Genomic DNA, 12,657 nt, shown 5'->3' on the forward strand with positions numbered 1-12,657 from the left:
TTACTGCTGTTTTGAGCGTGCAGCTTCCGAGATTGGGCCAAGTACATTCAGCAGTGTTCCCAATTGGCCAATGCGGGAACCATACCTGTCCAGAAATTCTGCCAGCGTGAACTCATCCAGCGAGTCCGCACGATCATTTTCCAGCAGGTAACTGGTCATATCCTCGATCAACCCCAGAAATGCCCGCTCCACCTGAGGCAACGCCGATTGACAGGAGAGGCCAATTTCAGGAAATTCGGCAGACCACCGTTCCAGCAATGCCTGCCAGCGGGCATTCTGATGTTTGTGCAACTGGGTGGCATGCAACAAGGCAAGTTGTTCCCGCTGAATCTGAATCAGTTCCCGCAATAACGGCGTCGATTCGTCAGGCGGCATGGGAGCCTGCGTTGGCAGGCCGGTCACTGGTGGGCCAACCACAAACTGAAAATGCATCGATCAACAACTCGATTGTTACGTAAGTTTTCCTAACTATTGTATAGGACAGGGCGCCTGGAGAAATCGCCCACCTTCCTGATCGCGACACAATTCTGCGGATTTCATTGGTTTGTTGGCAGAGGTGGCTAAAATAACAAAATAAGACCGCCCAGACAGCAAGATAACCATACAACCTAATGAGTGTTTGAATGTCGATAGCAACCTCTCCCCACCTGGTGCCGGACGCACGTGGTCGATTTGGCCAGTTTGGTGGGCGTTTTGTGCCGGAAACTCTGATGTTTGCTCTGGAAGAACTGACGGCAGCTTACGAGCAGATGAAATCAGATGCCGAGTTCCAGAAACGTTTTCACCAGATCCTGCACGATTACGTGGGCAGACCTTCCCGTCTCTACTTTGCAGAACGCCTGACTGCAGAAGCAGGTGGGGCACAGATTTTTTTGAAACGCGAGGATTTGAACCACACCGGTGCCCACAAGATCAATAATGCCATTGGGCAGGCACTGTTAGCCAAAAAAATGGGCAAACAGCGCATCATTGCCGAAACTGGTGCTGGCCAGCATGGCGTCGCCAGTGCCACTGCAGCCGCGTTGCTGGGCCTTCCCTGCCGTGTTTACATGGGCTCGGAAGATATTCGCCGCCAGGAATTAAACGTCTTCCGCATGCGGGCAATGGGTACGGAAGTGTTTCCGGTGGAATCAGGCAGCAAAACCTTGCGGGATGCAGTGAACGAGGCGATGCGGGAATGGATGGCAACGGTGGAAAACACCCATTACATCATTGGTTCTGCAATTGGTCCCCACCCATTTCCAATGATGGTCCGTGATTTCCAATCGGTGATCGGTCTGGAAACCCGCCAGCAGTGCCTGGAACAACTGGATCGCCTGCCCGATGTGGTGGTGGCCTGCGTGGGTGGTGGCAGCAACGCCGCTGGCATGTTCTACCCGTTTGTGGATGATGAACAGGTCCGACTGGTGGGCGTGGAAGCTGGTGGCCGCAATTCCCTGCTGGGTGGGCACGCAGCCACGCTGAGCCACGGTCAGCCTGGGGTGCTGCACGGCACCTTCACTTATGTGCTGCAGGATGATGATGGCCAGACTGCCGATGTTCATTCGGTGTCTGCTGGCCTGGATTATCCTGCTGTCGGCCCGGAACACAGCTACTGGAAAGACAGTGCCCGCGTGGATTACTGCAGCGTGAGCGATGATGAGGCTTTGGATGCCTTTTCGCTCTGTTCCCGGCTGGAAGGGATCTTACCCGCACTGGAAACAGCCCACGCGGTGGTGGAAACCATGCGAATTGCCGCCAGCTTACCCCCCACTGCGAATGTGGTGCTCTGTTTCTCTGGCCGTGGGGACAAAGATTGTGCCGAAGTGGCCCGTCTGATGCGCGATCGAATCTGAGAAAATATTAATCATTCCTCAAAAGCGAACCGTGCGGCAACTACACTTGTCTAACTGATGTCGCCATTTCAATGGGGAAACATCATGACGAAAGCAATTCAGCTTCGAGACCACGGTTCCACAACAATTAAATCTGCAGTGATTCGCAAAACTGCGAAAAAAGTACACTCCCGCAAACAACGACGGGCAGCAAAAATTGACCCACTGAACGCACCACGGAAGCGGTGTTACTGATCTGCAGTTGACATCTGGGCGAAATCGTCCGGTGGGGTGGCTCGGTGATCCATTCCTGTCACTGTCGCTCGGGCTATCCCAGCGGGGACACGGTAGTCAATCTCTTGAAAAAACCCCACTGATCAGATCAGACTGATTCAAATTTGGGAAAATTTCACAAAAAAGTTTTCGTCACTGCAAGTATCTACAGAATAAGCAGTTGTGACAGCCAATTTCCGCACAATCTCCTCCCGGCGAGAAGAAAATTTTCAAAATCGAAAAGCTCGAGGATATATTAATATAGCGTGGAAATAATTCCATGCTTTGGTTTTGATCTTTGACAATTCGAAAAAGCCTTCCGGCTTTGCACAGCCTGCACGTCGGTGGGCAGGTGATTCGCACCACGCACAAACTCCCATTCTTTGCCTATGATAAAGGCTGGATAGCCGCCCGCGATCTGGTGCCTGGGGATCGCATTCTCACTGAAGCGGTTTCATAATGCGGCCAGCAATATCTTCATCATTCTGAATTACTCGGGGGAATGAAGAACTAAGACCTTCGTCGTTCGACATCATGATTACACTTCGAGGTGTTCGATTTTCTTTGAGCTTCGAAAACAGCGACCAGCAGTTAAACACGCAACAAAAGCAATATCTGGAGAATATATTACTTGTTGCCCAAACAACATAACCACACTTGCAAATTGGAATCTAGTAATATGTCTGAAAATATACAGGAAAAGTTCCAGCAACTGGTTCAGAAACTCGGTCAGCTTGTGCGAGACGAGGTCAACAAGGTTTTGTCATTGCCGAAAGTTAAGGACAGCAAGAAGTCAAATGGCCCAGCTTGGAATTCCGCCTTCGTAGACGTACGTTGGTTCGCTGATGCGGAAGGCTGGAGTGCTAAACTCCGTGCAGTTTTACCTTCTGGAAACCTTTATTCGTTAGCGACCACTACCGAAATAGAGAAAATATTCATGAAATTATCGGACATTCGAAAAGCGAACAATATCGCTAAATGGTATGGGTTGAAAGTCAGTTTAACTTACGAAGGAATTGTTACATCCGAACTTAACAACGACCCAAATTGCATCATAGATATCACGTTCTTGCAGTCGTGAGTTCTAAGAGATTCCTTCGAGGCACCGCGTTTTTCGTACCACTTCCGGCAGAAGCCGATGAACGCTTTATCGGCATGGTGGGGTGGTTCGGTGATCCATTGCTGCTCCAGATAGTAAATATCCCAACCAGGAGCTACTGTGGTCAATACGCGTGAAAAATACCCCACTGATCAGAGCAGACTGATTCGAATTTGGGAAAATTTCATAAAAAAGTTTCTCTCAACGCAAGTATTTACAGAATAAGCAGTCGATTAATCATCGCGCAAGCTAATTGAATCGCTCAACAATCGGAGTAAAAAGTGTCAGATAATTTCCAGGATACCTACCAAAATCTGATTCAGAAACTTGGTGGACTAATCAAAGCTGAGGCAGATAAGGAATTCCCCTTGCAACAATCCCTAAGGCACAAAATGCCTGAAGAACCTGCTTGGCTTTCCGCTTTCGTAGATGTGCGTTGGTTTGCTGATGCGGAAGGATTTAGTGGAAAGTTACGTATTATCTTACCAAACGAGAAACTCCACGGAATCTATACCTCTCGTGATATGAAGAACTTGTTTAGGGAAATTTGGAAAGTTCGAAAGGAAGACCCCACTGCGTGCTGGTATGGGTTGAAAGTCAGTGTTACCTACGAAGGAATTGTTACAACCGAACTTAACAACGACCCGAATTGCATCATTGATATCACGTTCTTGCAGTCTTGATTTGCAATAAGATTACTTCGGAGCACCGCGTTTTTCGCACCATTTCCGGCAGAAGCCGATGAATGCTTTATCGGCATGGTGGGGTGGCTTCGCTTACAATTCATGCCAGGGATGAACGTAATTCCAACGCCCGCTACGGCTTTTTCGGGTCTTTATCGAAATCTTCTACCCGCAGGCGGAAGATATTCAGCATCAGATTATCCACCGGTGCGTACTGATCGGTCAGCACGATCGGCTTTTTGTTATCTAATGCTTCTTGCAGGACATTCGCTGGAATCGTTTTGGTAACCAGTGGCTTGGTTTGCTCTGTGCCCGGCAGGCGGAATTGCTGCACCGCACTGAATAGCTTCTCTTCATTCAGTGGCTGCGTGGAACCGTAAATTACGTATACAATTCTCGATTTGCGATCGATTACTTCAAATGGCTGCAGCATATAGACGTAAGGGAACTCTGCCTGCATGGTGCGGAACGCTGCTGCCCACAGCTCCCCACGATCGATGCTGTCAATCAGCGTCAGCAGAAATACGCCATCCTGTTTCAGCGATTTCTTCACATGGGCAAAATACTCTTTGGTCATCAGATGGTATGGCACAGAAAGGTCATTCACCGCATCCTGAATGACAACATCATAGTGACCAGCGGGTGCCCGTTCGCGAATGAACTGTCGACCATCCATATGGTAAGACTTCGCCCGCGTATCGCGTGGATAGCCCATCGCCACGTGGGCTGCTTCCGTGACACCAGGGTCAATTTCTACCACATCCTGCAGCACTTCGGGCATGGTGGAATTGACATAACGTGGGAAGGTATAGCCACCCCCACCGATTACTAAGGTACGTGCAGGTTCTTTGCTTGCGACGCGGGCCTGGTGAATAAATTCAGCCTGAATCATTTCATGTTCGTAACCCAGATAGTCCGGGTCTTCCACATTCACAAAAGAGTGAATCAATTGATCCAGCGACATAAAGCGATAATTACTGCCCCGCCCAACAGGGGGATCCTGTTCGTGCCGAACAGCGATCAGGAAGTATTTGGTTTCTTCGTAGTAGACCAATTCGCTGTCGTTAGGCCGACCACCATAAAAGATAATGCCAACAAACGAACCAATCCCGACAATGCTGGCAGCGAAAAGCAGCACCACCGTCTTCCACTGCTGCCCCACAATCACTGCAACAACCGTCAGCAGAATGGCAAGAATCATCAGGATTCGGCCGGTGCCCAGCAGATCGATCAAAAAGTAGCCAGTAACAAAGGTGCCCACAATCGCCCCGGTGGTGGACCATGCATACACCGTACCAGCAGTACGTCCGGCACTGCCAACATCGCGAATGGTCAACCGGATCACTTGTGGTGATATGGTGCCCAGAGCAAACATCGGCAGGAAAAACAATGCGAAGGTCCAGGCCAGCACCCGCGTAACAATATCCGGTGCGTTAAAGACTTCAAACAGATTGTTCACCCGATTGAACACAATTTGCAGAATGATTACCCCGACGCACATTGCTGCGGCCAGCAGCAGACAAGCACCCAGAATACTATTGGGTTGGAAGGATAAGGGTTTGCGATTCACATCATAAAAGAGTGCCAGCGTAATTAACGCACCCACCACAAAGCCCAGAATATAAATAAACGCACTTCCTAAACTGGTTTTGGGGAGATCGAGCAGTTTTTCGTTTTCAATAATATTTGCCAGCGAATGCACAAACATATGGCTGAAAATTGCTGCTAAAAAACCGCCGAATAAAAGCAGGTTTAAGGCACGACCATACGGTTTCGGATCGTTCTTGATGGCAAATCGGATACAAAGCCAACCAAGAACAGCACCAGCAATACGTACCAGCACGGTGGGGTTGTAAGAAAACCAACCATCAACTTCAGGTACATGCAGCAGTTTGTCGAACGCAATCGCATTACCAAGGGCAGAATTGGGGAAACCACACCGCACCAGCACGGGTGCAATGGCAGCCATCAGTATTGGGAAGAAAATTGTCAGGATTCGTTGAATGCCTACGGTGGCACCACGGTCGGCCAGAATGCCACCCGTGTAATTCCCAAGCACGGTGCCTGCCAGCATCACACCAATAATCCCTGTCCAGGAATATAACGATACCCCGAGCGTGGGGGCCAGCACCCGCATGCCGGACAATTCCAGCGACATTCCACAAAAGCTGGCGAGAAACACCACGGCAAAAGCACGTGAAGGCTGTTTGCGAAATCCCAGCAGATCACTTTGCGGCACACTTTCCGATGATTTTGTCGTCGAAGGCGTGGTGGATAGGGTCTGATCTTTGTGCCAGTTCATCAGATAACAAGCAACAGCAAGTGCTATCAGGATACCAGTCACCCACCACGTAATCTGATCCAGCGGGAAGGATGCCAGCAGCCAGAAGCCAGTGACATAATTCCCCAGCAGGCAGCCAAGCGTGCTCAAAGCGAAAACAAAACCTGCAATGCGGCCGGCATTACCCACATCGGGCAGGAGCAGTTTAATGGTCAGTGGGGTGGCAAAGCTGAAGGTGATGGCACCCGGCAGGCAGAACACAATCGCCAGCACCACAATTCGCACCCCCAGACCCATCGTTTGATCCAGGTTGGTGGCATCCAGCAGACGGTGCAGCCCCACAAACCAGGCGGTACACAGTGCAGCAACCAACAAAATTGCTGCAAGTGTTTTGGTATTTGGCCTGCGGTCGGCGATTCGGCCACCCAGAGCATTCCCAATCGCGATCCCTGTCAGAAATACACCAATGATGCAAGTCCAGGTTTCGATGGAAGAGCCAACGTATGGTGCCAGGTACCGACCAGCTAACAGTTGCATCACCAGTGAGGCAGCATTGGCAACGAACAGCACCGCAAGCAGCGGCAGCGATACAAAAACCGGCACACGTGGTGCATTGAAAGAAGACATGGAAACCCCTACGATGCTGCTGCCCACCAGACCTGACAGTGGGAGTATTTTACAGGAATGTGGTGTATTGGAATCATCAGAAAACAACCAAATTTTGCAGGATCAGTTATATAAACAATAAATTATATATTAAACTCTTTCCCATCCGCCACTTGCCTTTCCCTTGCCCACTTTATTACAATAATTAATTGCTAATTTGACGAAGCGTCCTGGTTGTGCATTTCCTGGAGTACCACACGCGTGGAACAGACGATTGATTTGAAAGCATTCATCCTGGAACGGGAAGATTGCGACGCTGGTACCATCTCTCGGGTGAAAGAAGGCTTGTCCCAAGGTGGCTCCCAGTTTCAAGTATTAAACGAAATTAATGAAACTTTATTCAAACGGTACGAATCCGCACCGGCTACCCAGTCGAAAAAACTGGCGTTGAAACTCGGAATTACCAACTACTTCCTTGGCTATATGAAGGAAGCTGTTCGTTATTTCAAGGAAGTGGATACCCCCTTGGGTCTGTTCTACCTGGGGAAATCGCTGGCAAACTGCCGCAACTACGAAGCGGCAGCAGCTGCATTCGATAACGCAGAAAAGGCGGGCTATTCCGCACCCCAGGTGCTGCTGATGAAAGCCAGCATCCTGCGGTTACAGGGCCAGATTGAAAAGGCAAAAGCAATCCTCGGCAAACTGGGCGAACTGAGTGCATTTTCTGCCGAATTTCACTTTCAGATGGCCTCGATTGCCATTGAAGAGGGACACAAAAAGCAGGCAATTGAATCGCTGGAAAAAGCAGTCCAGATTGATCCTTCTCACTCGCAGGCACTGTTTTTATTAGGATTCTTTAATGATCAGGCAGGTCAGGATGACGAGGCGATTCGTTATTACGAACAGTGCCTGAAATACCCACCTGTGAACAAAGGCGTGCTGTATAACCTGGGGATTCTTTACGAAGACAATCACCAGTACGACCGTGCGGCCAAATGCTTCGAACGGCTTCTGAAAGCAGATTACAACGATGAACGGGCCCGCCTGTTCCTGAAAGATGCTCAGGCTTCGCTCGACCAGACCGCAGTTCCCGAAGACGAAGTCTTTGACAGCCGTTTTCGTCAAGTGCTCGATCTGCCAATCACCGATTTCGAACTTTCGGTGCGTTCCCGCAACTGCCTGAAAAAAATGGGTCTGCGCACGCTGGGCGATTTGACCCGCACCAGCGAAATGAGCCTGCTTTCCAGCAAGAACTTTGGCGAAACATCACTGACCGAAATCCGTGCGGTAATGAACCAAAACAATCTGCGAATTGGTCAGGCGCTGGAACAAGGCACGCAATTCGAGCCCACGCGACCTGCCCCACCAGTGCATCGCCAGCATGCCAGCCTGCCACCAGAACAGCAGGCGATGATGGATCGCCCGGTTTCCGAACTGAACCTGACGGTGCGTGCCCGCAAGTGTATGAACCGGCTGGGGATCTCGACAATCGGCGAATTGCTGTCCCGCACTTCCGATGAACTGCTGGATGCTAAGAACTTCGGTGTCACCTCGCTGAACGAAGTGAAAGAAAAGCTCACTGAAATGGGCTTAAAACTCCGCGGCGACTGATTCAGATTCTGGTAAAACCATCTTCCCGCCTTCGAGACAACAACGTAGTTTGTTGAATCTCTCAGCTTGTGGCGTCTTCATTATTGAAATTCAATCACCTGATATATCAACTATCAGCCCTTTTCGACTTTTTTCCGCCATTTCTCCATTTTGTGGGAAATTCAAAATCAATTTGGGTGCGAGATGGCAATATTAATATGTGTGTGATCTGCTGCACCATCTGCGTGGGGCAGTGCAATTGAAGTCACGGGGCGGAACGGAAGCAGTTAGCCAACGATTGGGATGGGTGGGGCTTCGATTGCTTTCATCAGATCGCCGGGGATGCCGCGTTGAACGCGCAGGGTGCCCACGTCGAAGAGGGCATTCAGCACCGTGGCAAACATGTTAATGGTGGTATAGGGTTTGTCGGCAGGCTTCGCATTGTTGCGATCGGTTTGGCCAATGATCGGGCCACCTTCGATGCCGCCACCCATGAAAGCCAGCGTGCCCAGGCTGGCCCAGTGATCGCGGCCCCCACGATTGTTAATCTTGGGTGTGCGGCCAAAATCACCCGTCACCACAATCAGTACCTTGTCCAGCATGCCGCGTTGCTGCAAGTCTTCCATGAAGCACCCCAGTGCCTGGTCCAGTGGCTTGCCCAGCATGTTGATGCCATCCTTGATGCCCGGGTTATTGCCGTCGGCGTGCATATCCCAGCCCGCACTGTGGATGGTGACATAGCGACTGCCCGCTTCGATCAATCGGCGGGCAATCAGAAATTGATTCCCCAGCACAGAAGGTTCAAAGATCTTCTTGCCACATTTAAAGGAGGAGGTATCGTAGCGTTTTCGCACATCGGCAGGTTCTTTGGTAATATCAAACACCGATTGACTGCCATTGAGCAGCAGTTCAACTGCCTGGCGATCAAACTGATCGGTACCGGAAACCGTACCACTATCCAGGCCCTGTTTCAGATCATCTAACTGTTTCAACAGGGTGCGGCGATCTTCCAGTTGATCCGCATCAAGACGCAGCTTCAGATTATCAATGGCAGGTCCCTTTCCTGCCGGGATGAATGGGGCAAACTGATCCCCAAGCGTGCCCGCACGCGAACCTTTCACTACCCGCGGTATTTCCCGATTGTACTGTGGATCTTTGTGGGGTGCGGTCAGTAACACATTGCTGGGGAATCCCGTTTTGGGATGGTTCGTGCCTCCCAGGCGTGCCGTGGCTGCACCGATGCTGAAGCCCAAAGCTGCCTGCCCGTTAGGATCAGTCCCACCGGTAAGGACATGGCTGATTGCCTGATCGTGATTGCCATTGTTGTGGGCAAACGAACGCACAATCGCAATGTTGTTGATCAGTTTGGCCAGGCGTGGAAACGTTCCACCCAGGTGGGTGCCTGGAATACTGGTCGCCACCGAGCCCGTGACACTGCGGGAAGGTTCCGGGCCGTCCATATTGGGATTGAACGTTTCGATGTGGCTGGCACCGCCCGAAAGAAAAACCATCACCACGCTTTTATCTTTGATGAACGATCCTTCTGCAGCCTGGGACTGCATCCGAAGAAGATCGGCCAGCGTGAGACTGCCTAAACCAAGAAAACCCGCACGGACAAAATTGCGGCGTGAGATGCCAGAGCAATCGGGTGCGGCTCGTTGGTTCAATTCCAGGGTAATCATTGCAACTTCCCCACCTGATTAGTGGTTAAACATCATTTCTTTTGAATTCAGTAACGCCCACAGAATGTTTTCGTAGGCCGTTTGTGGCTTGTCCTGCTTTTCAATGTGGGCCAACAGGATTTTCAGTTCTGCATCCGTGGGTGGGCGGGATACCGCACGACGATAGATTTCGCTGAGCTTTTCTTCATGGCTTCGTTTATCTTTCGCCATTGCCTGCACCCGGGGACCAGCTACTTTCGTGGCCATCTCCGCTGAATTATACAGGTGCAGTGTCTGGGCCAGCGTGGTATCCGTGCGTCGTTCACATTCGCAGGCACTGCTGGCATCCGGTCGCCCGAAGACACTCAAAAAGTAAGAATCAAACATATTGTCGGGCAACTGCACCGCACGCGTGCCTTTCGGCATTCCTTTGAAGCTGGTTTCCGAACCAGTGACATCATTAATGGCATCCAGCAGCACCTCGGCGGGTAATCTTTTGGGGAAATATCGCGAAAAGTTCTGCCGATCGTCGCCATTGTACTGGTTGGGCACCGCACTCAGTTGGTAGGTACTGGACGTGCAGATCAGGCGAATCAATTCCCGCTGATTGTATTTGTTCTGCTGCAATTGGTGCGAAAGTGCCTGTAATAATTTCGGGTTACTCGGTGGGTTGGTTACCCGCAGATCATCTTCCGGATCAACAATCCCCACACCAAAGAAATGTTTCCAGTACCGATTGACAATGGTGGGGGCGAAATACGGGTTTTCCGGTTCGGTCAGCCAGTCGGCCAGCACCCCACGTGGGTCGGTATTTTTGTCAATGGTCATTGGCTCGCCTTGGCCCAGTCCCGTGGGCTTGACCTTACTGCCAGAGCGAATGTTCACAAATTCTGCCGTGCCCGGCTGAAATTTGACATTAGCTGGGGTGGCAGGCTCTGGCTTTTTCCCTTTTTTCTCTTTTTTGGCATCCTGCACCACCACGCGGGAGAAAAACGCCGTGAAGCCATAGTAATCGTCCTGGCTCCATTTTTCCTGCGGGTGATGATGGCACTTGGCACAGCCCAGGCGTTGGCCCAGAAACAGTTGTGCGGTATCTTCCATCATCACGGTGGGGTCGCGCGTTTCCCGATACCACACCACCGGCGGGTGAGTAACTTCTTCGCCAGTAGTCGTCAGCAATTCCCGCACCCACGTGTCGTAGGGCTTGTTATCGGCAATCGCTTTGCGAATCCAGTCGTAAAACGCCTGCGTGGGCTGGATGGGATCGTTCGGTGAAGATCGTTTGTTGCGAAGAATAGCACTCCACTTATTGGCAAAATAATCAGCATGGGCAGGGCTATGCAGTAATCGATCAACTAATTTGGTCCGCTTGTCGGCTGATTTGTCGTTGTTGAACTGGTCCAGTTCCTCCAAAGTGGGCAATCGACCGGTAATATCGATGGTGGCTCGTCGCAAAAAGGTGGCATCATCGCACAGTTCCGATGGTGGCAGCCCAAACGCTTTCAACTGGGCAAAAACATGTTCATCGATGATATTGGCCACCGGGGGCAGCTTTTCCACTGCTTGCCCCAGTGGGATCGTGGCCTGACACACTGCCACGTGCGTCTGATACCGTGCCATGATCGCGGTGGACCCGGGCAGGCCAGCGCTTTCCACCAGGCCATTGGCACTAACACCAACCAGATCGGTGCGGTTGGCATCGAACTGGCTCATTCGTGTCACATCAACGGTGCGGCCATCAGAAAGATGGGCAATCACTGCCAATTGCTGGCGATCCTTCAACCCCAGTACCCGTTCGTGGGGCAGCACCTCTATTCGCTCGACGCGGGCATCTTCCGCACTACCCGCCGGACAACCCTGTTCAATCCACCGTTTCACCACCGTGTGAAAGGGCGAATCTTTCGGCAGTTTCTTCCCCCCACCGTGGGGCACGGTGCCATCGGCCTTGGCCAACAGCAAGCTATGTTCGGGTGCACAGGCAAAAATCCGTCGCCCACGTGCCTCTTTCACAATGTACTCATAATCTTCTGCCGGCTCAAACCCAAACAGCGATAACTTAAAGCCGTTTTGCCCATCCGCCTTACCGTGGCACCCACCTGCATTGCAGCCGAATTTGGTGAAGATTGGCACAATTTGCTGGCGAAACGAAACCGGCAGGTCATTTTCAATGTGCTGAACTTCGACCGCCACGCTGGTTTCCAGCTTCCCCAGTGTCAGTTTCAGGGTGCCTTTCCCTTCACGGTGGGCACGCAGGTAACCACCTGATTCCAGTTGTACCACATCCGTAGTGGGGGTAATTTTCACCTGATGGGACACATCGGTGCGTTTGCCGTTAGAATCGATACCGGTTACCACCAGTTGGTGCGTCGCATCCCGCCCGGATAACACCAGCGAATCCCCACGGTGCTGGCCAGGTTCCAGCTCAATGCGTACGACGGAACTATCTGCTGCGTAAGCACTTAGGGCAATTATGAGAACGGCAGTGCTGCAGCACCAATGACGAAACATGGAACGATCCTGAAGTAAAACCGAAAACAGGCGGCGTGGCAGGGCAGGAGATTAGGTTCATCGTACCCCAAATTAGGCAAAAATGAAAGAAAAATCTGTGAAAAGAACCGGGCCAACCTAGAAAAAACAGTCGCCAATTTCC

The 12,657-nt window shown here is 51.2% G+C and carries 10 protein-coding genes; 6 read left to right on the top strand and 4 right to left on the bottom strand.

What is annotated here, in order from left to right; translation table 11 throughout:
• Window positions 1-432 carry a hypothetical protein gene (locus tag R3B84_20170; GenBank protein ID MEZ6142886.1) on the bottom strand — a complete coding sequence of 144 codons (432 nt, stop codon included), beginning with the start codon at window positions 430-432 and terminating at the stop codon, window positions 1-3.
• 191 nt (window positions 433-623) lie between these two features.
• On the opposite strand from R3B84_20170, the gene trpB reads away from it, so the two are divergent.
• The 5 genes from trpB (at window position 624) to R3B84_20195 (ending at window position 3,869) form a co-directional block, all read left to right on the top strand.
• On the top strand, window positions 624-1,835 hold the full coding sequence (gene trpB, locus R3B84_20175) for a tryptophan synthase subunit beta (protein ID MEZ6142887.1): 1,212 nt from the start codon (window positions 624-626) through the stop codon (window positions 1,833-1,835).
• Window positions 1,836-1,919: 84 nt separating this feature from the next.
• Window positions 1,920-2,069 carry a hypothetical protein gene (locus R3B84_20180; protein MEZ6142888.1) on the top strand — a complete coding sequence of 50 codons (150 nt, stop codon included), beginning with the start codon at window positions 1,920-1,922 and terminating at the stop codon, window positions 2,067-2,069.
• A gap of 316 nt (window positions 2,070-2,385) precedes the next feature.
• Complete coding sequence (locus R3B84_20185) at window positions 2,386-2,547, top strand: hypothetical protein (protein MEZ6142889.1); 162 nt, start codon at window positions 2,386-2,388, stop codon at window positions 2,545-2,547.
• 219 nt (window positions 2,548-2,766) lie between these two features.
• Complete coding sequence (locus tag R3B84_20190) at window positions 2,767-3,168, top strand: hypothetical protein (GenBank protein ID MEZ6142890.1); 402 nt, start codon at window positions 2,767-2,769, stop codon at window positions 3,166-3,168.
• Between the two features lie 299 nt (window positions 3,169-3,467).
• Complete coding sequence (locus tag R3B84_20195) at window positions 3,468-3,869, top strand: hypothetical protein (GenBank protein MEZ6142891.1); 402 nt, start codon at window positions 3,468-3,470, stop codon at window positions 3,867-3,869.
• Between the two features lie 133 nt (window positions 3,870-4,002).
• On the opposite strand, the gene R3B84_20200 is transcribed toward R3B84_20195, so the two are convergent.
• A complete protein-coding gene (locus R3B84_20200) occupies window positions 4,003-6,777 on the bottom strand; it encodes a fused MFS/spermidine synthase (GenBank protein MEZ6142892.1) in 2,775 nt (924 codons plus the stop codon).
• Window positions 6,778-7,017: 240 nt separating this feature from the next.
• On the opposite strand from R3B84_20200, the gene R3B84_20205 reads away from it, so the two are divergent.
• Window positions 7,018-8,367 carry a DNA-directed RNA polymerase subunit alpha C-terminal domain-containing protein gene (locus R3B84_20205; protein MEZ6142893.1) on the top strand — a complete coding sequence of 450 codons (1,350 nt, stop codon included), beginning with the start codon at window positions 7,018-7,020 and terminating at the stop codon, window positions 8,365-8,367.
• A 266-nt stretch (window positions 8,368-8,633) separates the two neighbouring features.
• On the opposite strand, the gene R3B84_20210 is transcribed toward R3B84_20205, so the two are convergent.
• Window positions 8,634-10,028, bottom strand: coding sequence for a DUF1501 domain-containing protein (locus R3B84_20210; protein MEZ6142894.1), 1,395 nt, complete (start codon window positions 10,026-10,028; stop codon window positions 8,634-8,636).
• An 18-nt stretch (window positions 10,029-10,046) separates the two neighbouring features.
• A complete protein-coding gene (locus tag R3B84_20215; GenBank protein MEZ6142895.1) occupies window positions 10,047-12,515 on the bottom strand; it encodes a DUF1549 and DUF1553 domain-containing protein in 2,469 nt (822 codons plus the stop codon).
• Window positions 12,516-12,657 lie beyond the last annotated feature (142 nt).

The organism is Zavarzinella sp. (assembly GCA_041399155.1).
GTDB lineage: Bacteria > Planctomycetota > Planctomycetia > Gemmatales > Gemmataceae > JAWKTI01.